Below are 23,985 nucleotides of genomic sequence, written 5' to 3' on the forward strand. Positions count from 1 at the left end.
GGAACTTTATCTGATGTGTCCGCCCGCCGCCAAGCCGCCCGCTCACGCCGGCGCCGAGGCGATGCCGCGATGCCCGCGGATCTCAGGCGGGGCGGGGGGCGGCCCTGCCGAGCGCGTCGAAGGTGACCATCACCGAATCCACCACCGGCGCGCCGCCGATCAGGCCGCTTTCCGTGACAAGAGGGGCGCCGAGCAGGTTGGTGCAGATGATCGCGATCGCGTCCACGCCTTGCGCGGCCAATTCCTCGGCCAGGTCCCGCAGACGTTCGGGCGGGATGGTCCCGAAATCGCGGTTCACCTCGAGGTCGAGCCGGCGCTTCGCGGCCACCTCGATCCCGGCAGCCGCGTAGTTCGCGACGATGGCGGCCTCGGTCTCGGCCGTGTAGGGGGTCAGCAGGCCGATTTGCTTTGCGCCAAGCTCCGCCAGCGCCGCGTTGATCGCCAGCAGCGAGGTTGTGGCGGGGATGCCCGTCTCCGCCTCTATCAGGTCGCAGAGCGCGCGATCGCGCTCGAAACCGAGCCAGGCCGCGGCCGTGCCGGCCCAGACGAGCCGGTCGGGCTCCAGCTCCGCCAGCAGCGCCGCGGCCCGCAGCAGGCGGTCGCGCTCGAACTGGGCATCGGTGGCGTTGGACTGGTCGATCCTGGTGACCGAGAGGCGGGTGAAGTGACACCGCAGGTCCGGCCTCGCCGGAGCGAGGCTGCTCCAGACATCCTCGACGACGGTGTTGGAGGAGGGCACGATCAGCCCTGCCCGCATGACATTGCAACCCATCATTGGCGCTCCCTGCGCAGGTTCAGAATGGCCGATGTCACGGTCGGCACCAGCAGAACGGCCAGCGAGACGACGACCAGGACCAAAGAGATCGGGCGCTCGAAAAACACCCAGGGGTCTCCGTGGATCATCAGCGTGCGGCGCAGGTTGTCCTCGAGCAGCGGGCCGAGAACCGCGCCGAAGGCCAGCGGCAGGACCGGAATGCCAAGCCGCAGGAATGCGAAGCCGACCCCGCCGAAGAAGATCGCGACCCAGACGTCGACCGTCGCGTTTCGGACGGAAAAGGCGCCCAGCACGCAGAGAACGAGCACCGCCGAGAGCAACAGCCGATGCGGGATCGCCAGGATGCGACGATAGACGGAGATCCCGAGCGTGGCGGCGACGAGCGCGGTCAGCACGATCGCCACGAAGAGCGCCGCATAGATCGTCAGGATCAGGTCCGGCTGGCTCTCGAACAGGCCCGGCCCGGGCCGCAGACCGTGCAGCAGGAGGACGCCGATCAGCACCGCGGTGATGCTGTCGCCGGGAATGCCGAGCGTCATCATCGGGATCAGCGCGCCGCCGACACAGGCGTTGTTGGCCGCTTCGGGTGCGACGACGCCCCGGGGCAGGCCGGTGCCAAAGGTTTCCGGGCGTTTCGACAGGCGTTTCTCGACCGCATAGGCGAGCGCTACCGCGACCGCCGACCCCGCCGCCGGAATGGCGCCGACGAAGGTGCCGATCGCGGAGCTGCGCAGGACGGTCGGCAATTCGGGCATTAGCGCCCGCCAGCTCGGCCAGGTGGGTCCGCTGGAGGCGGGCACGGCGGTCGCTGCGTCCTGCCGGCGGGAAAGCATGTTCAGCGCCTCGGCAATGCCGAAAACGCCAATGGCGAGGGGAATGATGTCGATCCCGCCCTGCAGGTCCGCCGTGCCGAAGGTGAAGCGCGGCACGTCGGTGACCTTGTCGCGTCCGACGACGCCGACCAGCAGGCCGATCACCCCAGCCGCGAGGCCGCGCAGCGTGTCCCCGGAAGAGGCATAGGCGACAAGCGCGAGGCCGAAGAACACCACGGCCGCGTATTCCGGTGAGCCGAAGTTCAGCGCGTAGGCGGCGATCACCGGGGCCAGCGCGACCAGCAGCACCCAGCCCACGACACCGCCGAGGATCGAGGCGATCAGCGCATAGGCCATCGCCTGCGCGGCCTGTCCCTTCCGGGCCATCGCGTGCCCGTCGAGCAGGGTGAACATCGCCCCCGGGGTTCCGGGAATGTTGAGAAGAATGGCCGAGACCGAGCCAGCGTAGACGCTGGCGAAGAACACCGCGAGCATCAGCATCATCGCCGCGGGCGTCTCCATCCCGTAGGTGAAGGGCAGCACCACGGCCAGTGCCATGGTCGAGCTGACACCCGGCAGCGCCCCGAAGACGAGGCCGAGAACCACGCCGGCGAACGAGAGGCCCAGCAGCACGGGGTCGGTGAGCGATGCCAGCATCGCGGCGAGGAGGTCAATCATCAAAGCGGCACCGATAGCGCATGGGAGAAAACAGCTTGGAACCCGGCGGCGATGGCGCCGCCCAGGGCGGCCGTCCGCAGGATCGACACCTTCTCGCCGCGCCCGGCGAGCACGGCGAGACCGGCCCCGACCAGCGCAAAGGCAAGGCCTGCGCCGATCACGCTGCGCAGCGGTAGCAGGGAGGCAAGCAGCAGGAGTGCAAGGAGGGGCGGGGCGGCGGAGGTCAGGGCGGCGCGCATGTCCATGGGCTCGGTCCCCGCGTCCCGGTTGCCGCGCAGCCCTCTGAAGAGCAGCCCGGCTCCGGCGATGGCGAGAAGAAGCAGGAGGATCTCGGGAAGGAGCGCGGGCCCCGGCTCGCGCCCCGTGGCCTCGTGCAGCCTGCCGGACTGGCCGAAATGGACGGTCGCCAATCCGGCCGAGAGCGCCAGGCAGAGGGCGCCCGACACGAGATCGTTGCGGATCTCGCGCCGGGCTTCCGTATCACTTGGGGTTGGTGACAAGTCCCGCCTCCTCGAGAACCGGATACACCTGTTCATCGAACGACGCGATGCGCGCGCCCGCCTCTTCCGCGCCGAGCGGTTCGATCATGTAACCGGCCGCGTTGGCCGCAGAGACGAATTCCTCCGACGACAGCACGGCGACCAGCGCTTCCGAGAGGACGGCCGCGCGGTCTTCGGGGATGCCGGCCGGTCCGACGACCGCGCGGAAGTCCCCGGCCACGACATCGTAGCCCTGTTCGGCAAATGTCGGGATGTCGGGAGCGAGGAAGTGGCGCTCGCCGGCCATGACGCCGAGGATCTTCACATCGCCCGCCGCGTGATGCTCCAGAACCTGCGGCACCGGCACGGTCGCGCTCTGCACCTCGCCGCCGAGCAGCGCGGTGACGGTGGGCGCGTAGCCGGCATAGGGGATCTTGTTCAGCTCGAGCCCGAGCGCGGATTCCATGATCGCGGCCGAGATGTAGGAGGCGCCGCCCGGCGGGTCGTTGCCGTTCGGGATCTCGCCCGGAGCTTCCTTCACCGAAGCGAGGTAGTCGTCGAGCGACGCGAAATCGGTGCTCCCGGCAACGGTCAGCGCCCCCGGATCGGGTCCGAAGAAGGACAGCACGCTCAACTGGTCGAGCATGACGGGCTCATCGGTCGTATATTGCTGGATGATGCTGGAGGCGCCGAGCATGCCGATGGTGTAGCCGTCCGGCTCCGCGCCGGCCAGTTCGCGCATCCCGGTGAGCCCGCCCGCGCCGTCGTAGTTCTCGACCACGACAGGGACGCCAAGCACATCCGTCAGGCGCTCGGCCACGAGCCGGCTGGTGGTGTCCTGTCCGCCGCCGGCGGGCCAGTTCACGACCCAGGTGATCGGGCCGTCGGGGAAATCCTGCGCAAGCGCGCCGCTCGCGGCGGCGCAGAACGCCGCGGTTGCCAGAAATGCAGTGCCTTTCATGGGGAGGGTCCTCTTTTCCTGTTCGACTTGGTTGGAGTTTGGGGGAGGGGCGTTTCAGATGATCGACGAGCGCGACGCGATCCCGCCGTCGATCGTCAGGATGGTGCCGCTGGTGTAGCCGGAGCGCTCCGACGCCAGGAAGACGATGGCATCGGCGACCTCGGCGACCTTGGCCGGGCGCTTCAGCGGGTAGCGGTCGCGCAGCTCCTCCCAGCGGCTTTCGTCGCCGAACCATTCCTGGGCGCGGTTGCGCAGCAGCTTGTAGATCCGCGGCGTGTCGACCGGGCCGGGATTGACGCCGACGACGCGGATGCCGTCGTCGAGCGAGGGGCCGCCGAGCGCCTTGGTGAAGGCCATGAGGCTGGCGTTCCCGGTCGAGCCGGCGATGTAGTTGGCGTCGAGCTTCTCGCCCGCGTTGCCGATGTTGTTGATGATCACGCCGCCCGCGCCGGCCTTCATCCGGGCATAATAGATGCGGCAGAGGTTGATGTAGCCGAAGACCTTCAGCTCCCATCCCTCGCGCCAGGCCGCCTCGTCGATGGCCTGCAGGTCGCCGCCGGGGATGGCGCCGGCGTTGTTGACGAGGATGTCCACTTCGCCCGCGGCCTCGGCCAGCGCCTCGACCGCGCCGGCCTGGGTCAGGTCGGCGGGGTAGATCTCGACCTCTGTTCCGTGGTCTGCCCGCAGTTTCTCCGCCAGTGCCGAGAGAAGCTCGGCCCGTCTGGCGGTGAGTTTCAGCCGTGCACCCTCGGCGGCGAAGGATGCTGCCAGCACCTCGCCGATCCCCTGGGAGGCACCGGTAATCAACACCGTCTTGTTGTTCAGTCCGAGATCCATGTTTTCCTCTGGGCAATTTCTCGCGTTGGTTTATGCATATCAGTCATGTTCGGTTGTGGACTTTCTTGTATACAAGAGGTGCGCCAATTGGTGATCTTCTGCATGCAATTGATGAATTGTGAGAGGTCTTGCCTGAAAAATGAGCAGCACAATGACGAAATCGTCCGCCCGCACCGGCGGAACGCTGGCGAAACAGGTCGAATCGCAGATCGAGCAAGACATCGTCGAGGGCGTGTTCCTGCCCGGTGATCGGCTGGACGAGGAGGAACTGGCGGCGCGGCTCAACACTTCGCGGACGCCGATCCGCGAGGCATTGCGGACGCTCGCCTCCATTGGCCTGGTCGCGGTCCGGCCGCGCTCCGGGGCGACGGTCAGCCGGCCAACGATGTCGGAGGTGATCGACCTGTTCGAGGTCGTCGCGGAGATGGAGGCCTTCGCCGCCCGGCTGGCCGCGACGCGGGCGACCGATGCCGAGTTGCGGACGGTGGCGGAGATGCACGACGCCTGCGAGCGCGAGGCCGGTACCGGCGATGCGCAACGCTATTTCGATGCCAACGGTCATTTCCACCGGTCGATCTGGGAGGGCGCGCACAATCCGATGCTGGTGGAGCAGATCCGCATCGTGGACCGCCGCGTCTCGCCCTATCGCCGGCAAATCACCTTTCACCCCGGCCGCCAGAGCAGCAGCCAGACGGAGCACCGTCAGATCGCCGACGCCCTGGCCGCCCGCGATGCCGAGGCCGCAGCCGAGGCGATGCGGGATCACGTGATGATCCTCTCGGACGACGCGCTGCAACTGTCGCGGCATCTGCGGCTTTAGGTCCGCCCGATAGAGCGGGCGCCCGCGCCGGCGTCCGCGATCAGCCCGCATGGCGCACCGCGCAGGCCAGCGCCAGGTGCGCCTCCGATCCGGGAACGACCTCGCAGCAGGGGCGATGCTTTGAATGGACCTCGGCGGCCTGATTGGTCCATTGTCACCCCAGCCCCAGGCCTGCCCCCACCCCGCGCGCTATTTCAGAGACCTCATCATGCCCGGCAGCACATTTGCGCCCTTCCGGTACAATACCTACCGAAACCTCTGGTTCGCCTCGCTGGTGACCAACCTCGGCGGCATGATCCAGAACGTCGGCGCCGGCTGGCTGATGACCTCGCTTTCCGACAACCCGGCGATGGTGGCGCTGGTGCAGGGGTCGGTGACCCTGCCGATGGCGGTGCTGTCGCTGCTGGGCGGGGTCTTCGCCGACAATTACCACCGCCGTTCGGTCATGATCGCCGCGCAGGCCTTCATGCTGGTGATGTCGGCGCTGCTCGCGGTGCTAAGCTGGACCGGGCTGATCGGGCCGTGGAGCCTGCTTGCCTTCACCTTCGCCATCGGCTGCGGCGCGGCGATGCACATGCCGTCCTGGCAGGCATCCGTGGGCGATCTGGTGCCGCGCGAGCACTTGGCGCAGGCGGTCATGCTCAACGGCATGGGCTTCAACCTGATGCGCAGTACGGGGCCTGCGGTCGGCGGGATGATCGTTGCGGTCTTCGGCTCGGCCATGGCCTTCGCGATCAATGCGCTGACCTATCTGCCGGTCCTGTTCGCGCTCTATGCCTGGCGCGCGGAGCGCGTGCCCGACCCGCTGCCGCGCGAGCCGTTGGGAGGGGCGCTCCGGGCCGGGCTGCGCTACGTCTCGCTCTCGGCGGACCACCTCAAGATCCTCGTCCGTGCCGGGGTGTTCGGATTCTCGGCGGTCGCCGTGCTGGCGCTCATGCCACTGGTGGCCAGCGATCTGCTGAAGGGCAGCGCCGCGACCTTCGGCGCCCTGCTCGCCGCCTTCGGCCTGGGCGCCGTGGTCGTCGCGCTCACGCTCCGCCAATTGCGCGAAAGGATGGAGACCGAAACCATCGTCCGCATCGGCGCGATCCTCCTGGCGCTCGGCCTGCTGGGGATCGGCCATGCCCGGTCCGTCTGGCTCACCAGCCTCTCCGCCGCGCTCTGCGGCATGGCCTGGCAATCCTCGATGGCGCTGTTCAACGTCGCGACCCAGCTGTCGACCCCGCGGTGGGTGCTGGGCCGGGTCATGTCGGTGCTCCAGGTCTGCACCTTCGGCGGCATGACCATCGGCAGCTACGTATGGGGGCGCGTGGCCGGTGCGGCCGGGGTGCAGACCGCACTGACGGCGGCGGCGGTCATCTGCCTCGCCGGGGCGGCGCTCGGGTTCCTGCTCCGGCTGCCCGGCGAGGGGCGGAGCAACCTCGACCCCCACGGCGGCTTCTCACCGATCAAACCCGCGCTTGACATCGACATGCACAGCGGCCCGATCAAGGTCTCGGTGGAGTTCATCGTTCCCGAGGCACGGACGTCGGAATTCCTGGCGCTGATGGAGCAGCGACGGGTGATCCGCCTGCGCGACGGCGCGCACAGCTGGTCGCTCTATCGAGACCTGACTGCGCCGGATCTCTGGCACGAAAGCTACCGCGTGCCGACCTGGGCGGCCTATCTGCGGCACATGTCCCGGCGCACCACGACCGATGCGGAGAATTTCAAGCACCTGATCGCCCTGCACGCCGGGGCGGAGCCTCCCAGGGCCCGCCGCTGGATCGAGCGCCCCGCCGACCCGGATCACCTGCACGACAGGCGGTGAACGGAAGCGGGGCAGGGTGCCGCCCGTCGCTCCCTGCGCGGACCGCAACGGCAGATCAGGTGCCGGTCGTCCGCAGCATCCGCGCCAGCTGTTCCTCGTTGAAATCCATCGTCGTGCCGGATTCGACGATCCGTCCCCGGTCCAGTCGGATGAACCGGTCGCAGCGCGTGATCGACGACAGGTGGTGGCTGATGACAAGGGTCGTCCCCTTGCCCCGCCTGTGTTCGAGGATGCGCAGCGCCGCCCGCTCGGACAGCAGGTCCATGGCGTTGGTCGCTTCGTCCATGATCAGGAGCCGCGGCTCGCGGACCAGCGCGCGGGCCAGCGCGATACGCTGCCGCTGCCCCGCCGAGAGGCTCAGGCCCCGGTCGCCGACCCCGGTGTCGTAGCCCTGCGGCAGCGACCGGATGAACTCGTCGGCGTCCGCCTGCCGGGCCGCCTCCAGCACGCGGGTCTCGTCGGCCTCGGGCGCACCGTACCGGATGTTGTCGGTCACCGAGCCGTCGAACAGCTCCAGTTCCTGGCTGGCGACGGCCATGTGCGCCAGCCAGTCGACCCGGTCGATCTCCGACAGCGGCGTGCCGTCCACAAGGATCTGGCCGCTGGTCGGCTCCAGCAGGCGGCACAACAGGTGCGCCATCGTGGATTTGCCCGACCCGGAGCGCCCGATGATCGCCAGCGAGGTGCCCGCGGGCACTTCGAAGGTCGCGTCATGCAGAGCCGGCCGGTCCGCGGCGGCCCCCGCGTAGTGAAAGCTCACCTGCTCGAAGGCCAGGCCGCGGGTCAGCGCGGGGGCGGGCAGGTGGCCGCTCGTGACCGGTTCCGCCGGAGCGGCCGTCATCAGCCATTGCACCTCGTCCAGCGACCCGGTCCAGCCGCGCAGCGCTGCGAGCCCGGCCTGGATCTGCCGCACCTGCGGCTGCAGGCGGTAGAGCAGGATGATGAAGGCCGCCGCCGTGCCGAAGGTGATGCCGAGGCTCCAGGCAAAGAAGATGACCGCCATGAACAGGGTTGCATGGGCGATCTCGGTGATCGGCGCCACGGCCATCTGGCGCTTCTGCAGATCCAGCGCAGCCAGACGGACCGAGTCGGAGGCCTGGGCGAACCGATCCTCCTCGAAATCCTCGCGGCCGAACAGCCGGATCAGCCGCCAGGCCGCCACCAGGTGCAGCATGCGCCCGGCCAGCCCGCGGTTCTGGTCGGTGATGATCTTGCTGAGCCCGGCGAAGTGCTGGGACATCCGCTCATGAGCGAACTGGATGGCCGCGATGCCGAGCAGTACGACCAGCGTCAGTTGCCAGGACATCGCCATCAGGAAGGCGAGCAGGATCAGCGCCGCCGTGGCGTTCACCATGATCCCCATCACCGCCGCGACCGCATCGGCAGACCGCCAGCTCTCGTTCGAGATGATGTTGAGCATCCGTGACGGCGGTTCGGAGAGCAGGTCGGACGCGTCCATCGCGGTCAGCTTCCGCGCCAGGGCCGTGCGCAGCCTGTGGCCGGCCTGCCCGTAGATCCAGGCCTGCAACAGCCCGTTGGCGTAGACCACGATATTCTTCACGGACAGGAGCGCGAGGATGGCGCCGCCGATCAGCAGGCCACGGGTCTCGCGCGGCACGGTTTCACCGAAGGACACCAGCAGCCCGGGCAGGAACCCCTGCGCATCGGACCCTCCCGAGACGACGACATCGAGCAGCGGGATCACCAGGCCGATCCCGATCCCCTCCAGTGCGGTCGCCAGAAGCCCGAGCAGGACCACCGCCGGCAGGTAGCGACGGAAAGGCCCCAGCACCGCGGAAATGCTGCCGTGAACGTAGGTCTGAAAAAGCGATCGCAACGTATGCTGCCCCGTTAATGGCCGGGACGGTCGGGACAAACACCCGGCAATACCCGAAAAAAACAATACGAGCGCCGGGGGAGGGGCGAACAGTCCCTTGCCTGTGGCGCAGCCCGAGCGCGTCGGAATGTTGCTACCGGATCACTGGGCCTACGCCCAGTAAATACCGACTTGACGCAAAAGCAACATGCGCAGAAGGCTGAAAGGGAAGGCGTTGAAAGTCATCGCCCTTCCGGTCGCCGGCATGCCATTTCGATGTTTCGGTCCCGGAAATAATTCCCTTCCGCTTCGGTCCTTTCGGTCGAAGCTCTTATTGCGGCCTGCCAGAAGTGCTCGTTTCGATTCTGTTGCCTGTTTTCAATGCCTCGCGGCATCTGCCCCTCGCGCTGGCCAGCTTGCAGCTGCAATCTCACGACGATCTCGAAATCATCGCGATTGATGACGGATCGACCGACGATTCCGCCGCCATCCTCCGGAGGGCGGCGGCGTCCGATTCGCGGATCCGGGTCGTCCAGCGCGAGAATCGCGGCCTGATCGCTACCCTTAACGAGGGGCTGGACCTCGCGCGTGGCGATTTCATTGCCCGAATGGATGCGGACGACATCGCCTATCGGGATCGGATCAGCACCCAGCTCGCCGCTTTCGCCGCCGAGCCCGGCCTTGCGATGTGCGGTACGCATTTCGACACCATCGTCCCGCGGGGCGCGGCGCTGCCGCCCAACACGCCCGACGTGACCGAGAGCCTAGAGTTGCGGGTGCTGTCGCGGTTCTGCACCATCCTGCGACATCCCACGGTGATGTTCCGCCGCAGCGCGATCCCGGAAGGCGTGCTGCGCTACGACCCGGCCTATCCCTGCGCCGAGGATTTCGACCTGTTCCGCCGCATCGCCGAGCTTTGCCCGGTCCGCCAGCTCGACACGCCGCTGCTGGCCTACCGGCTGCATGCCGAAAGCGTCAGCGTCACCCGCGCCGCCACCCTGCGCGCAACCCATGTCCGGATTCTCGAGGAGAACTTCCTCCGGCACTACCCGGAGGCTGCCGGCACCGGCTTCACGTCGCTGGTCTCTGAGGTCACCCCGGAGGCGATCGCCGCGGCGGCCGAGCTGGTGCATCGCCTGGACGCGCTCCTGCCGCAGCAGCCGCCGGAAGAGCGCCGCGCTTTTTCCCTCGGGCAGCGCGTAACGCTCTACTTTCTCTATGCGTGGCTGGTGGATCTGCAGGAGTTCGCTGCCGCGCGAGATTTCGTGGAGGCCTCGGGCAAGCAGGCCCTGTTCCGCCGGACGGAACGGGCCGTGCTCGGGCTTGCCGGCAGCCAGCCGACGCTGGCACGTGGACTCTGGGCCGCACTCGTCGCCCGCGGCGAGATCCTTGGCGCGTTTCACAACCGGAAGTTGGCCTCGGTCGTGCCAGACCTCGACGCGATCCAGCGACAGGCCGAAACCCTGACGACAGGCGTGCCACCGGCTGTCACGTCCGAAGGGGCATAGCGGCGATGGACAATCCCGACGTCAGCTTCATCGTCTGCACCCGGTCGCGGCCGCGCCAGTTGCTGCGGGCGATCGGTTCGATCTCGCGGACGATCGAGGCCTGCCCCGAGCTGCGTTCCGAGATCGTGATCGTGGAGAACGGCAGCCAGCCCGACCTTCGGCTCGATGCGGAGGAAGTCCAGTCGGTAAGCCGGCCCGCGGAGTGCCGCCTGCTCTGGCTTGACGGCGGCGGGCTCTCGGTCGCGCGCAACGCGGCCATGGCCGCAGCACGGGGGCAACTCCTTGTCTTCACGGACGACGACTGCACCGTCTCCGTGCCCTACCTGTCCGAACTCTGGAAGCACGTCCAGAGCGAAGGCCGGGACGCGATCTTTGGCGGCAGCGTGATCGTGCCGGACCCCGATGACCAGCATTTCACCATGAAGGACGCTGTGGAGCCGCAGGTGTTCGACCGCTCCTCGCATCCGGGTGGATTCGTGCAGGGCTGCAACTTCGCGATGACCCGCGACGTGAGCCTCAGGATCGGTCCTTTCGACCGGCGGTTCGGGGCCGGCACGTCCATGCGCGCGGGCGAGGACACGGACTACCTGATCAGGGCGCATGGTCTCGGCATCCCGATCCTCTACTTCCCCGACATGCGCGTGAACCACCATCACGGGCGCAAGACCCGGGAGGAGGTTCAGCGCCTCCACCGCGACTATTCCTTTGCCAACGGCGCGCTCTACGCCAAGCACCTGGCCGGCCACCCGTGGCTCATGTGGCACTTCTACTACGCGGCCCGAAACGCGGCGAAGGAACAGCTCGGCGGTGCCTTCTTCGACGGCAACCACGAGCTGTCCTGGGCGTCCGTCCTGAAGCAGAACCTGGCCGGCGCGATGGCCTTCGCCGTCAATCGCGGAAGGAAGCGTCAATGAGCGGTGACGGTCCGGCGGCAAGGTCGCTGCCCTGGTATCCCAGGCTCGACGGGCTGCGCGGCATCGCGGTGCTGCTCGTCTTCGTCGAGCACTTCACCTACAACGAGTTCATCCGGAACTTCAGCCCGGGGATGATCGGGGTCAAGACCTTCTTCGTCCTCTCCGGATTCCTGATCACGTCGATCCTGCTGTCGGAACGCGGCACCGCGCCGGCGGCGTCGCTCGCCCGGCGCTTCTACTGGCGGCGCGCGCTGCGGCTGTTGCCGGCATTCTGGCTGGCCGTCGCGCTCGCGGCGGCAATCGGCATCGCCAACATGCGCTCCGACGCCTGGCTGCATCTGCTGTACCTCTCCAACGTCCAGATCGCGATCGGGGAGTTCTGGTCCGGGGCCGGACATTTCTGGACGCTCTCCGTGGAGGAGCACTTCTACCTGTTCTGGTTCCCGATCGTCATCCTCGCGCCCCGGCGCTGGCTCCTGCCGGCGGTGCTGGCCGCGTTGGTCTCCGCGCCGCTGTTCCGCGCCGCCATCCCCCTGGGCGCCAGCCCATTCATCGACGTGCTCCTGCCCGGCCAGCTCGACAGCCTCGCCGCGGGCGCGCTCCTCGCCTTCACGGTGCGAGAGCCGGCCCTCGCCTGGCTGGATCGGCTGCTGCTTCGGCCGGCGGTGGTGTGGGGATCGCTGCTTCTCATGCTGTCCGTGACCTGGGCGCCCGTCGTCGGCTTGCTGCACAACGAGTTCATCCGATGGGTGCTCGTCCCGATGCTCATCAGCGCCGCCGGCGCTTGCCTCGTGCGCAGCTGCGTTGCAGGCAAGGACCCGGCCCTGGCCTGGTTGGCCAACCCGCGCCTCGTCCATATCGGCCGGATCTCTTATGGCCTCTACGTCTTTCATTACCTCGTGCCGCAGGCCCTGTACCTTGTCCTGCCGCCGGTCCCGGAAGGCGCCCTTGGAATGGTTTTCAAGATCGCCCGGCTCCTGCTCTGGATCGCGGTCACCTTTGCCCTGGCCGAGCTGTCCTGGCGTCTGATCGAACGCCCCGCGCTCAGGCTCAAGAACCGCGCCACGCCACGTCCGGCAAGCCCCGGAACCGGTGTCGCGGGCTGACCGCGGACGCCATCCAACTCAACGGAATTTCAGAATCGCAAGCGTCAGGCGCGGGCGTGGATCGGATCCACGCCATCGAGCGTTCGGCGGCCAGCGCAAAGCGCGACGCCCGGGGAGGCGCTGTGGTGCCGTTTGGCGATGTTCTTGAAATATTGGTCGGAGTGAGAGGATTCGAACCTCCGACCCCTGCCTCCCGAAGACAGTGCTCTACCAGGCTGAGCTACACTCCGACCGTGACGCAGGCGATTACAGAAGCCCGTCGGGAATGGCAAGGGCCTGCGGTCACGATGTGGCCTTTTTCGACGCCGCCGCTTCGGAATCCGCCTGCCGGCGCAGGAGCGCCCCGACCCGCAGGTAGGTGCCGGCGTCGAAACGGCTGCGGGTGCGCAGCACCGGGCGATTTTCCGAAGCGTTCGACCGGCCTTCGCGGAGCACGATGTAGACGCCGCTGGCAATGATCACGGCGGCGCCGAGGGCGGTGTTCAGCGACGGGCGCTCGTCGAAAAAGATCAGCCCGTAGGCCGTTGCCCAGAGGATCTGCGAATATTGCATCGGCGCGACGATCACCGCCTCGCCGGTCTTGTAGGCCGCGATGATCGTGAGCGTGGCGACGAATGCCATGGCGGCGATCATCACCACGGCGCCGAAATCGATCAGCGGCATGGGTTCATAGACAAAGGCCAGGATGATTCCCATCAGCACCACGTTGGCCATCATCGGATAGAGCAGCAGCACCACGCTGCGTTCCTCGTGACCGATCTTGCGCACGATGATGGAGGCAAAGGCGCTGCCGAAGGCGGCCACCAGTGCCGCGGCATGGCCGAGCTCGAGTTGCGTCGATCCGGGCTGCAGGACGATCATCACCCCGCTGAGGCCCACGATGACCGCCAACCAGCGGCGGATACCGACCTGTTCGCCCAGAACCGGGATGGCGAGAATCGTGATCAGCAGGGGCGCGGTGAAGAGGATCGCATAGACCTGCGCCATCGGCAGCACCGAGAAGGCATAGAAGGCGCAGGCTGCCACGATGACGGAGGCGATGGTCCGCAGCGCCGTCCACCAGGGGTGGCGCGGGCGCAGGTTGCCGTCGATCTTGTCGTTCATCAGCATCAGCGTCGCCATCGGGAAGCCGAGCAGGACGCTGAAAAACACGATCTGGAAGGTTGAATAGGAGGCGCCGAGGTATTTCACCAGCACGTCATGGGTGGAGAAGATGCCAAAGGCGACGAGCGCCAGCAGGGCGCCTTTCGAGTTGTTCGTCATGTGGGCAAACCCGGCTTGCTGTCTGCAGGGACAATGCAGGGATACTGCCAATGTTCCGGCGGGGGAAGAAAAAACCGGCCCGGCAGTCGTGGGAGGGCGCCCGCGCTGGAGCGGGCGCCCGCCGTCTGGTTCAGAGCGAGGCGTCGAGCGCCGCGACGATGGCGTCGCCCATCGCCGAAGTGGAGACCGGGCTGCCCCCCTCGGGGCCCATCAGGTCGGCGGTGCGCAGACCGTCGGCCAGGACCTTCTCGACGGCCTTCTCCAGCCGGTCGGCTTCCGCGCCCTGGTCGAAGGAATAGCGCAGCGCCATCGCGAAGCTCAGGATGCAGGCGATCGGGTTGGCCTTGCCCTGGCCGGCAATGTCCGGGGCCGAGCCGTGAACCGGCTCGTAGAGCGCCTTGGGCCGGCCGTTCTCCATCGGTGCGCCGAGGCTGGCGGAGGGCAGCATCCCGAGCGAGCCGGTGAGCATCGCGGCGACATCGGAGAGCAGGTCGCCGAAGAGGTTGTCGGTAACGATCACGTCGAACTGCTTGGGCCAGCGGCAGAGCTGCATGCCGCCCGCGTCGGCGTACATGTGGCTGAGCTCGACATCGGGGTATTCCTCGTCATGCACCTTCTGGACGATCTCGCGCCACAGGATGCCGGATTCCATGACGTTGGCCTTCTCCATCGAGCAGACCTTGTTGCCACGCCGCTTTGCCAGTTCGAAGGCGGAGCGGGCAACGCGGGCGATCTCGCTCTCGGTGTAGCGCTGCGTGTTGACGCCCTCGCGCTCGCCACTGGCATTGACCGAGATGCCGCGCGGCTCGCCGAAGTAGATGCCCGAGGTCAGCTCGCGCACGATCATGATGTCGAGGCCGGCGACCACGTCCTTCTTGAGCGAGGAGAAATCCGCCAGCGCGTCGAAGCACTGGGCCGGGCGCAGGTTGGAATAGAGGTCCATCTCCTTGCGCAGGCGCAGCAGCCCGCGCTCCGGCTTCACAGAGAAATCGAGGTCGTCGTACTTCGGCCCGCCAACGGCGCCGAGCAGCACCGCGTCGACCTCCTGCGCCTTGGCCATGGTCTCGTCGGCGAGCGGCACGCCGTGCACGTCATAGGCCGCCCCGCCCACCAGGTCCTCGCTCACGTCGAAGGCCAGGTCGCGCTTGGCGCCGAACCAGTCGATGATCTTGCGAACCTCGGTCATCACCTCGGGGCCGATGCCGTCACCGGCCAGGATGAGAAGGGAAGGGGTGCTCATGGTCTGTGGATCCTCGCAACATGTGTCCCGGCGGGGTTACCCCTGCGCCGGGGAACGGTCAAGAACCGCCTACCGTGGCGCCACTCCCGGGCCGTGTCGCGCGGACTAATTGCCGTCCGCGAGGTAGCGCCCCAGTCCATCGGCAAGCAGGTCCCAGACCCGGCGGATCCGTGGCGTCCGCCGCATCGCCTCGTGGGCGGTCAGCCAGATCGGCAGGGTGGGGAGCGGCAACTCCGGCAGCAGGCGCTGCACCGTCGCGTCGGCCTCGGCCAGCGGTACCTGGGCAAAGCACAGCCCGCAGCCAGCCCGGACCAGCTGCCACAGCACGTTGTGGTCGTCGCAGCGCAGCGCGAACCAGTGCCGGTCCACCGGCAGGCCAAGCGCCCGCATGCCGCGGATCAGCGTCTCGTCGCTGTCATAGCCGATCAGATCGTGGGAGCGGATGTCATCGAGGCGCTCCGGCCGTCCGCGCCGGTCGAGATAGCTGCGCGCGCCGTAGAGCCCGAGGGGGACGTCGCCCAGATGCCGGGTGACCATGTCGAGCTGGTCCGGCCGGTACATGCGCAGGGCGATATCGGCCTCCCGGAACAGGAGGTTGGCGCTGCGGTCGGAAGGCAGGATCTCGATCTCGATCTCCGGCTCCGCCCGCCGGATTCCGGCAAGGATCTCGGGCAGGACATGGAGCGCCACCACGTCGCTCGCGGCGACCCTCACCGTGCCGGCGATCACGTCCACCCGCCCCGCGGCGGTCAGCGCGAATCCCTGCGCCGCCTCCCGCATCGCGCGCGCCGGCGGTACCAGCGCCTGCCCGGCCTCGGTCAGCGCGAGCCCGCGCGGCTGGCGGGTAAAGAGCGTGACGCCGAGTGCTTCCTCCAGCGTCCGGATCTGGCGCCCGAGCGTCGGCTGGCTCAGGCCCAGCTCGCGCGCGGCACCCGACAGCGACCCGGTATCGGCCACGGCGAGGAAGGACTGGACGCGCGACCAGTCGAGGGAGGAGAGATCCTGAGGCATTCAATTTTGAATATCAGATGTCGGAATTTTCGCAATATTCATAAGCAAACGCATGGCGCAGTCTCGTGGCAGATCCAAGCAAGGTTTCAGCCCGAAAGGAAACGCCATGACGCGCACTGCCCTGATCCTCGGCCCCAGCGGACGCTTCGGGGGCCATACCGCAACCGCCTTTGCTGCCGCCGGATGGGACGTCCGCCGCTTCGACCGCCGCCGAGACCGGCTGGAAGACGCCGCCCGCGGGGTGGAGGTGATCGTCCACGGCTGGCATCCGCCCTACCATCGCTGGGAGGCCGAGGTGCCGGGGCTCACGCGCAAGGTGATCGCGGCCGGGCGGGCCAGCGGCGCACTCGTCATCGTTCCCGGCAACGTCTACCCCTATGGCGACACCGCGCCGGAGCGTCTGACCGCCGACGTGCCCCACGCGGCCCGTAACCGACTCGGCCAGATCCGGGCGGAGATGAACGCGGCCTTCCGGGAGTCCGGTGTGCGCACGCTGATCTTGCGGGCGGGAGACTTCATCGATCCCGCGCCCAGCGGTCTCTGGTTTGACAGGGTGCTCGCCTCCCGGCTGTCGCGCGGGGTGTTCGAGTACCCCGGCCCGATGGAGTGCCGCCATGCCTGGGCCTACCTGCCGGACATGGCGCGGGCGGCGGTCGCGCTGGCGGAGCGCGCCGACAGCCTGGACCGTTTCACCGACCTTCCGTTCCCGGGCTTCGGCGTCACCGGGGCGGAGATGCACGCAGCCTTCGAGCGGGTGCTGGGCCGGCCGCTGCGCGCCCGCAGGATGAACTGGCTGCCCTTCCAGCTTGCTGCGCCGCTCTGGCCGATGGGGCGTGGGCTGCTCGAGATGAGCTATCTTTGGCGCAAGCCGCATTACCTGGACGGGACCGCCTTCCGCGCCGCTCTGCCCGGATTTACAGGCACCCCGTTGGACGCCGCGATCGCCTCAGCCCTCCGGCTCGAGGTCGGCCCAGACGAGGCGGTGGCGCGAGGCGGCAGCGGCCTCCTCCCCGGCCAGGCCGCCTGAGGGCCAGTGAACGCCCGCCGCCAGTACGCGCATGCCGGCGGCGGGGAGTACGTAGTCGACCCGCAGGTTGCCGGGCCCGCCCTCTGCCGGCTCCGGCCAATCCGCGGTGTCGAGTTCTGGCGCGCCGTGGTGCCCGGCCGTGGGGTTCAGCGCGCCGCCCTCGCCGGTGGGCGCGGGGTCCTGCAGCCTTGGGTCGGAGAGCAGCGCGCGCACCGCCGCGTGCCGCCCGTCACCGTCCAGCGGGTCGAGATTGACCTTCCCCAGAATGACGAAGTCGCGCTCGGGCGGCGCGGGCCCGAGCGCCCCATCGAGATAGCGTTGCCAGAGCGCGGTCTCGTCCGCGCTGCGCAGCCCGTTACGGTCTTCGGGGCCGTCGAACACGGGCGGCGTGGCGGCATAGGCGAGAAGGTGCAACCTGCCTCCGCCGGGCAGGGCGACTGGCACGACCCAATGCCCGGTGGACGACAGCCGCTGCAGCGCGAGCGCGGCTTCGGACGGGAAGGGGACGCCCTCCGCCTCGGGCAGGTGTGCGCCGGGCAGATCCTTCCAGAGCAGGGCGGAGAAATCCGTGACCTCGTCCGCGAGGACCGGGAAACGGCTCAGAATGGCCATGCCCCCCTGGCCGGCGAAACGGCCATAGCCCTGAGCATCGCGCGGCTCGCCGGCGCGGCCGTTGCCGTCAAGGTCGAGCCCGGTGGCCATTCCGGCATTGGATCGGAGGCTGAAGCGGTGCGGGTAGGGCGCGCCGGCCTCGGCCATGCGGTCCGCGAGGGCCGAGAGCGCGGCGTTGCCGTGGTCCACGTCGAACCCGGTGAGCAGCAGGATGTCCGGATGGACACGGGCGATCACGCCAACGACGGCGGCGACCTGTTCGTCCTCGCCGCGCAGGATGTCACGCAGCAGCAGCCCGGGCCCCTTGCGCGAGAGCTCCACCGTGTAGGTCGCCACCCGCACTGTCTCCGCCGCCGTGGCAAACGGCAGCGTGACCAGCATCCAGACGAGACAAAGTGTGATCAGGTGACGAGCAGGCCGCCCGGCGTTTCCGCCGCGGAGGTGCGCTTGCGCATCTCCAGGATCATGTCGGCCACGCGCGCCATGGCGATGCCGCGCATGAACAGGCTCAGCGGCAGGAAGGCCCATAGGGATACCATCCAGATCATCGTCTGCGGTTCGTTGACCATGGCGTTGCCGAACAGCTCCGCCGCCGCCTTGCCGATGGCCGGGATCAGGAATGGCAGGAGAAAGCCTAAGGCGAGGTTAACGCGCGCGTCCCGGTTCAGCCGGTCCACCACGTCGCCGCCGGCCGTCGGGTCGAAGGTCGGCAGGTTGATCCAGACGTTGAAGGCGCCGGACCGGTTGGGCCAGTTGTGCAGCTTCAGGATCAGGTAGAAGAAGGTGATCGCCAGCAACCCGATCAGGTAGGCCATGCCGGCCGCCGCGCGCACCTGGGCGACCTCCTGGACGGTTGCGGTGTCGGGCAGGCTCAGGATCACCAGCCGCACGGGCGAATAGGGGAAGTCCAGCGCATGGCCGATCAGCGCGCCGACCGCCTGGATGAACATGGTCAGACCGTTCGGCATCACCTGCCCGCGCGCCAGCACCGACAGGAAGAACACCGTCATGAACAGCGACAGGTAGCGGGTGCGATTGAACGGCGGGGCGTCGCGGAACTCGACGAGGCTGGGGTAGACGGAGGCGTATTCGACAAAAGTGAGCACCGCGCAGGCCAACCCGATCAGCACGACGATCTGGGAGGTATCCCCACTGACGGAGGGCAGCAGAAGCGACGGCGTGGCAACGACGATCGCCACGAGAACGGCACGGACTCCGGCACTTGTCAGCTTCGTCAGCACTACCCGTTTCCTTCGTCTCGACCGGTCACGATTCTTTGCCGCGAGCCTCGCCGGACGTTGTTGTTTCGCCTTTGACAGCGATTTGCCTCAACTTTGCCCAATTTTTGCCTCACTTCGACTCTTCCCGGCAAGTCTCGGTTAAGGTTAACAAATTTAATTGGGCCGTTTTGCGAGGGAACTGGTGCGGCTTTGCATCAAAGATGTGGTAAAAAAAAGGCCGCCTGAAAAGGCGGCCCAATATCTAGTGGTATGAGGGGGATCAGACCCAAGGACGGGAAGTCTGCGCCTGTGCCTCGAAGGCCTCGATCGAGGCCGATTTCTCGAGCGTCAGGCTGATGTCATCCAGGCCGTTCAGCAGGCAGTGCTTCTTGAACGCGTCGACCTCGAAGGAGATCGTGCCGCCGTCCGGGCCGGTGATCGTCTGGCTTTCCAGGTCGACGGTGATGATCGCGTTGGAGCCGCGCTCGGCGTCGTCCATCAGCTTGTCGACCTCTTCCTGCGGCAGGGCGATCGGCAGGATGCCGTTCTTGAAGCAGTTGCTGTAGAAGATGTCGGCGAAGCTGGGTGCGATCACGCAGCGGATGCCGAAATCCTTGATCGCCCAGGGGGCGTGCTCGCGCGAGGAACCGCAGCCGAAGTTGTCGCCCGCGACGAGGATCTCGGCGTTGCGGTAGGCCGGCTTGTTGAGCACGAAATCGGGGTTCTCGTTGCCCTCGGAATCGTAGCGCATCTCGTCGAACAGGTTCACGCCGAGGCCCGACCGCTTGATGGTCTTCAGGAACTGCTTGGGGATGATCATGTCGGTGTCGACGTTGATCAGCGGCAGCGGGGCGGCGATTCCGGTCAGCGTGGTGAACTTGTCCATGGCAAAAGGCTCCTGGGATGGGTTGCCGGGGCTTACCGCAGGCGGGCCTTGGGGGCAAGCGAGGCGTGTGTCAGCGGGGCGCGTCGGGAACGGCGAAGGTCAGCGAGGCCCAGTCGGTATGCCAGACCGGTCCGGCGTCTGCCGCGTCGTTGTCGAGCGTGCGGAGCACGACGCTGTTGGCGAGATACGCGGCGCCCGGCGTGACCGGCACAGTGACCCGCCCCTCCGCATCGGTCCGATGCAGGCTCAACGTGACCGCGCCCTCCGCGTCGCGCTCGAACAGCTCGAGCTGCGCATTGCCGCGGGGCGCGCCGTCGAGGAAGACCCGCATCGGCATGCCGCCTTCCAGCCGGTCGGTGTAGGGGTTCGCTTCCGCCACGATCTCCATGTTCAGCCCGACCCGTCGGTCGGCCCCCGCGCCATCGCCGACTGCCACCAGGGATTTGGCGAAGCGCCGGTAGCTCTCGCCGAAGCCGGCGTCCGGCAATCCGCGCTGCCGGTGGCTCTCCAGCGCCGGCCCGAGATCCTTTTCCTCGACGAAATGGCGAAACTGCTCCCAATCCTTGTAGGTGACCACGCGGTCTTGCGTTTCGTGCACCACGACGACGAGCCCGGGGGCGCCGGCGGCGTGCGTCAGAGCGGGCAGGTCTCCAAGCCGCCCGGACACCGGCGTTGCCGCGCCGTCCCGGATCAGGTCGAACCGCGCGAACTCGTCGGGATTGAAGATCATGGTAGAGCCCGTGAATTCCTGTCCCACGCGGAGGTCGGCGCGGATCACCGCGCGTGCATCGACTTGATATTGCTCGGGCGCGATCCAGAATTCATGGCTGAGCGATGGCGCTGCGGCGAGGCCGAGGCAGCAGGTGAAGAGGAAGGTCAGGGTGCGCATGTCTATTCGATCCTTCGCCGTTATGACACGGAACCTGTTGCTGATCTGCGCCCTGTCAATGGGACTGCTGCATCCGGCACAGGCACACGAGGTGCGGCCTGCGGTGGCGGATGTGGAGGTGGGGGCGGACCGGGTGAACATCGTCATCCGCCTGACCCTTGAGCCGCTGGTCGCGGGCATGAGCCTGGCGGGGCTCGAGGACACCAACGACTCCCCGCTCTCGGGATACCATGACAGGCTGCGCGAAATGCCGCCCGAGGCGCTGGACGCAGCCTTCCGGGAGGCCTGGCCGGCCTTGTCGGAGAGCTTCCTGCTGTCGGCGGGAGAAACGCCGCTGACCCCTGGGCTGATCTCGGTCCGGATCCCGGAGATTGGCGACACCGCCCTGCCGCGCGACTCCACGCTCGAGATCGAGGCGGCTCTGCCCGATGACGGCACGCCTGTCACCGTGGGCTGGGCCGCGGGCAACGGGCCGCTGGTGATCCGGCAGGTCGGCGGCGGCGAGACTGCCTATTCGGCGATCCTGCAAGGCGGCGACGTCAGCGCCCCGTTGCCGCGCGAGGACCTCGTGAACGAGGGTGTCTGGCCGGTGTTCTCCCGCTACGTCGTCTCGGGCTTCGAGCACATCGTGCCGAAGGGGCTCGACCATATCCTCTTCGTGCTCGGGCTGTTCTTCTTCTCGCTGCACCTCCGGCCGCTCCTGTTCCAGGTTTCGGCCTTCACCCTGGCCCATACCACGACGCTGGCGCTCGCCAGCCTCGGGATCGTCTCGGTCCCCGCCTCGGTGGTCGAACCGCTCATTGCGGCGTCCATCGTCTACATCGCTTTGGAAAACATCGTCGGCGGGCGGATCGGCTGGGCCCGGATCGCGGTGGTGTTCGGCTTCGGCCTGCTGCACGGGCTCGGGTTTGCCTCGGTGCTTGGCGACGTGGGCATGGAGGCGGGACGCTTCGTGACCGGGCTGATCGGGTTCAACGTCGGCGTGGAATTCGGCCAGCTGGCGGTGATCCTCGTGGCCTTCCTGCTGGTCGGCCTGCCGTTCGGACAGCAAAGCTGGTACCGCGGCGTGATCGCGATCCCGGCTTCCGCCGCCATCGCCCTCGTGGGCGCCTGGTGGACGTTGCAGCGCGTGCTGGGGCTCTAGGGAGCGGGGCGGCCGGGCGTCAGAGGTTGTCGAGCCGGGTCCGCAGGAACAGCGCCAGCACCACCAGCGCCAGCCCGTTGAACAGCAGTTCGATGCCTAGAAGGATGCCGAGCAGGCGCGCCGAGGCCTGTTCGAAATTGGCGAAGATGAACCCCGCCAGCAGGATCGACAGCGATCCCGACAGCAGCATCATCCAGAAGAACCGCGTCTGGCGCATCTGAAACGCCCAGAACAGCCGCAACACGCCGGCCGCGCCGATGAACAGCGTGATGACCAGCGTGAGGGACATCATGCCCTCGAACGGGTTGCGCACGAAGGACAGGCCCAGAACGGCAACAAGCAGGCCGAGCATAATGGAGATGGCCTTGTTCAGGCCGCCATCGTCCTTGAAGCCGATGCCGACCTGGATGAGCCCGGCGAGGATCAGCAGCGAGCCCGTGACGATGGTGATCCCGAAGGAGACCGCCACCGCATTGGCCAGCGCCAGGGCGCCGAACAGGATCGACAGGCACCCAAGGAGAAGCCACCTCGCCCATTCACTCATGCCGCTTCCCCTTGATATGCCCGGATCAATTCATGCTCGAATGACCCCTTCTTACATCAGGTCACGGACGTCTGTCAGCCTCCCAGTGACCGCGGCTGCCGCGGCCATCGCCGGGCTCATCAGGTGGGTGCGGCCCTTGAAGCCCTGGCGCCCCTCGAAGTTGCGGTTCGAGGTCGAGGCGCAGCGCTCTTCCGGCGCGAGCTGGTCGGGGTTCATGGCCAGGCACATCGAGCAGCCCGCCATGCGCCATTCGAAGCCGGCCTCCTGGAAAATCTCGGCGAGGCCTTCCTCTTCAGCCTGGGCGCGCACGAGGCCGGAGCCCGGCACGACCATGCCACGGACGCCCTCGGCGATCTTCTTGCCCTTCACGATGGCGGCGGCGGCGCGAAGGTCCTCGATCCGGCCGTTGGTGCAGGAACCGATGAACACGGCGTCGATGGCGATCTCCGACAGAGGGGTGCCGGGCTTCAGACCCATGTACTCCAGCGAGCGGCGCGCGGCCTCGACCTTGCCGCCGGCGAAATCCTCGGGGGCGGGGACCTTGTCGGTGATCGGCAGCACGTCCTCGGGGGAGGTGCCCCAGGTCACGACGGGGGCGATGTCCTCGCCGCGGATCGTCACAACCTTGTCGAAATGCGCGCCCTCGTCGGTGAAGAGCGTCTTCCACCATTCGAGCGCCAGTTCCCATTGCCCGCCCTTGGGCGCGTGCGGACGACCCTTGATGTATTCGAAGGTGGTCTCGTCCGGCGCGATCAGGCCGGCGCGGGCACCGCCCTCGATCGCCATGTTGCAGACGGTCATCCGGCCTTCCATCGACAGCGAGCGGATCGCCTCGCCGCAATACTCGATCACGTGGCCGGTGCCGCCGGCGGTGCCGGTCTTGCCGATCACGGCGAGGGTGATGTCCTTGGCGGTGACGCCCGGCCGCAGCTGGCCGGTGATCTCCACCTTCATGTTCTTGGACTTCTTCTGGATCAGCGTCTGGGTGGCCAGCACGTGCTCCACCTCCGAGGTGCCGATCCCGTGCGCCAGCGCGCCAAAGGCGCCGTGGGTCGCGGTGTGGCTGTCGCCGCAGACGACGGTCATGCCAGGCAGCGTCCAGCCCTGCTCGGGGCCGACGATGTGCACGATGCCCTGGCGGATGTCGTTGACCGGGTAATAGTTGATCCCGAAGTCCCGCGCGTTCTTGTCGAGCGCATCGACCTGAATGCGGCTCTCCTCGTTCTTGATGCCCTGCTCGCGGTCCGGCGTGGTCGGCACGTTGTGGTCCGGCACGGCGATGGTCTTGTCCGGCGCGTGCACCTTGCGGCCCGCCATGCGCAGCCCCTCGAAGGCCTGCGGGCTCGTCACCTCGTGCACGAGGTGGCGGTCGATGTAGAGCAGGCAGGTGCCGTCGTCGGCCTCGTGGGCAACGTGGGCGTCCCAGATCTTGTCATAGAGGGTCTTGGGGGCGGTCATTTGGGAATCTCCCGTTCGGGGTATGTGATGAAGACATGGGGATTGCGGCGCCGCAGTCGATGCGGGCGGCAATCATAGGTGCGCGGTGGCGCGGCCTTCGAGGCCGTGGAAACGCCAGGGCAGGCGCGCGTGGTCATCCATGTCGACAGTCTTTGCCATGCGCCTTCCGGTACAA

The 23,985-nt window shown here is 67.7% G+C and carries 22 protein-coding genes and 1 tRNA gene; 7 read left to right on the forward strand and 16 right to left on the reverse strand.

Features of this window, described 5'->3' with window-relative positions:
- Positions 1 to 82: 82 nt before the first annotated feature.
- The 5 genes from CHB86_RS00975 to CHB86_RS00995 are packed head-to-tail and all read right to left on the reverse strand — an operon-like array spanning position 83 to position 4,542.
- The gene (locus CHB86_RS00975; protein WP_089230683.1) at positions 83 to 775 is read right to left on the reverse strand and encodes a maleate cis-trans isomerase family protein; all 693 of its coding nucleotides are present in this window, start codon (positions 773 to 775) and stop codon (positions 83 to 85) included.
- Positions 772 to 2,265, reverse strand: a complete 1,494-nt coding sequence (locus tag CHB86_RS00980) for a tripartite tricarboxylate transporter permease (protein ID WP_217898248.1) — start codon at positions 2,263 to 2,265, stop codon at positions 772 to 774. The genes CHB86_RS00975 and CHB86_RS00980 overlap by 4 nt, the downstream gene beginning before the upstream one ends.
- Positions 2,265 to 2,765: a tripartite tricarboxylate transporter TctB family protein gene (locus CHB86_RS00985; protein WP_176442729.1), complete on the reverse strand. Its 501-nt coding sequence runs from the start codon at positions 2,763 to 2,765 to the stop codon at positions 2,265 to 2,267. Before CHB86_RS00985 ends, CHB86_RS00980 begins: the two co-directional genes overlap by 1 nt.
- A complete protein-coding gene (locus CHB86_RS00990; protein ID WP_089230686.1) occupies positions 2,746 to 3,705 on the reverse strand; it encodes a Bug family tripartite tricarboxylate transporter substrate binding protein in 960 nt (319 codons plus the stop codon). Before CHB86_RS00990 ends, CHB86_RS00985 begins: the two co-directional genes overlap by 20 nt.
- Positions 3,706 to 3,759: 54 nt before the next feature.
- Positions 3,760 to 4,542 carry an SDR family oxidoreductase gene (locus CHB86_RS00995; protein ID WP_089230687.1) on the reverse strand — a complete coding sequence of 261 codons (783 nt, stop codon included), beginning with the start codon at positions 4,540 to 4,542 and terminating at the stop codon, positions 3,760 to 3,762.
- 151 nt (positions 4,543 to 4,693) lie between these two features.
- Between CHB86_RS00995 and CHB86_RS01000 the strand changes: the two genes are divergently transcribed.
- Positions 4,694 to 5,362, forward strand: a complete 669-nt coding sequence (locus tag CHB86_RS01000; RefSeq protein ID WP_176442730.1) for a GntR family transcriptional regulator — start codon at positions 4,694 to 4,696, stop codon at positions 5,360 to 5,362.
- 208 nt (positions 5,363 to 5,570) lie between these two features.
- Positions 5,571 to 7,172: an MFS transporter gene (locus CHB86_RS01005; protein WP_089230689.1), complete on the forward strand. Its 1,602-nt coding sequence runs from the start codon at positions 5,571 to 5,573 to the stop codon at positions 7,170 to 7,172.
- A 55-nt stretch (positions 7,173 to 7,227) separates the two neighbouring features.
- On the opposite strand, the gene CHB86_RS01010 is transcribed toward CHB86_RS01005, so the two are convergent.
- Positions 7,228 to 9,009, reverse strand: coding sequence for an ABC transporter ATP-binding protein (locus CHB86_RS01010; protein ID WP_141134801.1), 1,782 nt, complete (start codon positions 9,007 to 9,009; stop codon positions 7,228 to 7,230).
- A 329-nt stretch (positions 9,010 to 9,338) separates the two neighbouring features.
- On the opposite strand from CHB86_RS01010, the gene CHB86_RS01015 reads away from it, so the two are divergent.
- From CHB86_RS01015 to CHB86_RS01025, 3 genes are read left to right on the forward strand one after another with little or no spacing between them, the layout of a single operon-like run.
- A complete protein-coding gene (locus CHB86_RS01015; protein ID WP_217898249.1) occupies positions 9,339 to 10,496 on the forward strand; it encodes a glycosyltransferase family 2 protein in 1,158 nt (385 codons plus the stop codon).
- A gap of 5 nt (positions 10,497 to 10,501) precedes the next feature.
- Complete coding sequence (locus CHB86_RS01020) at positions 10,502 to 11,410, forward strand: glycosyltransferase family 2 protein (RefSeq protein WP_089230692.1); 909 nt, start codon at positions 10,502 to 10,504, stop codon at positions 11,408 to 11,410.
- Positions 11,407 to 12,516, forward strand: coding sequence for an acyltransferase family protein (locus tag CHB86_RS01025; protein ID WP_089230693.1), 1,110 nt, complete (start codon positions 11,407 to 11,409; stop codon positions 12,514 to 12,516). Before CHB86_RS01020 ends, CHB86_RS01025 begins: the two co-directional genes overlap by 4 nt.
- A gap of 153 nt (positions 12,517 to 12,669) precedes the next feature.
- Here CHB86_RS01025 and CHB86_RS01030 read toward each other — a convergent pair.
- The 4 genes from CHB86_RS01030 to CHB86_RS01045 all read right to left on the reverse strand — a co-directional run bounded on the left by CHB86_RS01030 (position 12,670) and on the right by CHB86_RS01045 (position 16,030).
- Positions 12,670 to 12,746, reverse strand: a tRNA-Pro gene (locus CHB86_RS01030).
- A 52-nt stretch (positions 12,747 to 12,798) separates the two neighbouring features.
- Positions 12,799 to 13,779, reverse strand: coding sequence for a DMT family transporter (locus CHB86_RS01035; RefSeq protein ID WP_089230694.1), 981 nt, complete (start codon positions 13,777 to 13,779; stop codon positions 12,799 to 12,801).
- Between the two features lie 130 nt (positions 13,780 to 13,909).
- Positions 13,910 to 15,019: a 3-isopropylmalate dehydrogenase gene (gene leuB, locus CHB86_RS01040; RefSeq protein WP_089230695.1), complete on the reverse strand. Its 1,110-nt coding sequence runs from the start codon at positions 15,017 to 15,019 to the stop codon at positions 13,910 to 13,912.
- A gap of 105 nt (positions 15,020 to 15,124) precedes the next feature.
- Positions 15,125 to 16,030, reverse strand: coding sequence for a LysR family transcriptional regulator (locus tag CHB86_RS01045; protein ID WP_089230696.1), 906 nt, complete (start codon positions 16,028 to 16,030; stop codon positions 15,125 to 15,127).
- A gap of 106 nt (positions 16,031 to 16,136) precedes the next feature.
- Between CHB86_RS01045 and CHB86_RS01050 the strand changes: the two genes are divergently transcribed.
- The gene (locus tag CHB86_RS01050; protein ID WP_089230697.1) at positions 16,137 to 17,057 is read left to right on the forward strand and encodes a Rossmann-fold NAD(P)-binding domain-containing protein; all 921 of its coding nucleotides are present in this window, start codon (positions 16,137 to 16,139) and stop codon (positions 17,055 to 17,057) included.
- Here CHB86_RS01050 and CHB86_RS01055 read toward each other — a convergent pair.
- From CHB86_RS01055 to CHB86_RS01070, 4 genes are all read right to left on the reverse strand, one after another.
- Entirely contained in the window at positions 16,977 to 18,050 is a 1,074-nt protein-coding gene (locus CHB86_RS01055) for an endonuclease/exonuclease/phosphatase family protein (RefSeq protein WP_425445399.1), read from the reverse strand. The genes CHB86_RS01050 and CHB86_RS01055 overlap by 81 nt on opposite strands.
- A gap of 20 nt (positions 18,051 to 18,070) precedes the next feature.
- Complete coding sequence (locus tag CHB86_RS01060) at positions 18,071 to 18,910, reverse strand: hypothetical protein (protein WP_245837688.1); 840 nt, start codon at positions 18,908 to 18,910, stop codon at positions 18,071 to 18,073.
- Positions 18,911 to 19,169: 259 nt separating this feature from the next.
- The gene (gene leuD, locus CHB86_RS01065) at positions 19,170 to 19,775 is read right to left on the reverse strand and encodes a 3-isopropylmalate dehydratase small subunit (RefSeq protein ID WP_089230699.1); all 606 of its coding nucleotides are present in this window, start codon (positions 19,773 to 19,775) and stop codon (positions 19,170 to 19,172) included.
- A 70-nt stretch (positions 19,776 to 19,845) separates the two neighbouring features.
- Complete coding sequence (locus CHB86_RS01070) at positions 19,846 to 20,664, reverse strand: DUF4198 domain-containing protein (protein WP_089230700.1); 819 nt, start codon at positions 20,662 to 20,664, stop codon at positions 19,846 to 19,848.
- On the opposite strand from CHB86_RS01070, the gene CHB86_RS01075 reads away from it, so the two are divergent.
- Positions 20,663 to 21,808, forward strand: a complete 1,146-nt coding sequence (locus CHB86_RS01075; protein WP_245837689.1) for a HupE/UreJ family protein — start codon at positions 20,663 to 20,665, stop codon at positions 21,806 to 21,808. The genes CHB86_RS01070 and CHB86_RS01075 overlap by 2 nt on opposite strands.
- Before the next feature lie 19 nt (positions 21,809 to 21,827).
- Here the strand turns inward: CHB86_RS01075 and CHB86_RS01080 are convergent, their stop codons facing one another.
- Together CHB86_RS01080 and leuC are read right to left on the reverse strand one after the other, a co-directional pair.
- On the reverse strand, positions 21,828 to 22,352 hold the full coding sequence (locus tag CHB86_RS01080) for a DUF308 domain-containing protein (protein ID WP_089230701.1): 525 nt from the start codon (positions 22,350 to 22,352) through the stop codon (positions 21,828 to 21,830).
- Between the two features lie 51 nt (positions 22,353 to 22,403).
- Positions 22,404 to 23,810 carry a 3-isopropylmalate dehydratase large subunit gene (gene leuC / locus CHB86_RS01085; RefSeq protein WP_089230702.1) on the reverse strand — a complete coding sequence of 469 codons (1,407 nt, stop codon included), beginning with the start codon at positions 23,808 to 23,810 and terminating at the stop codon, positions 22,404 to 22,406.
- Between the last annotated feature and the right edge of the window lie 175 nt (positions 23,811 to 23,985).

The sequence above is a fragment of the Tropicimonas sediminicola genome (assembly GCF_900188335.1).
Taxonomy (GTDB): domain Bacteria; phylum Pseudomonadota; class Alphaproteobacteria; order Rhodobacterales; family Rhodobacteraceae; genus Tropicimonas; species Tropicimonas sediminicola.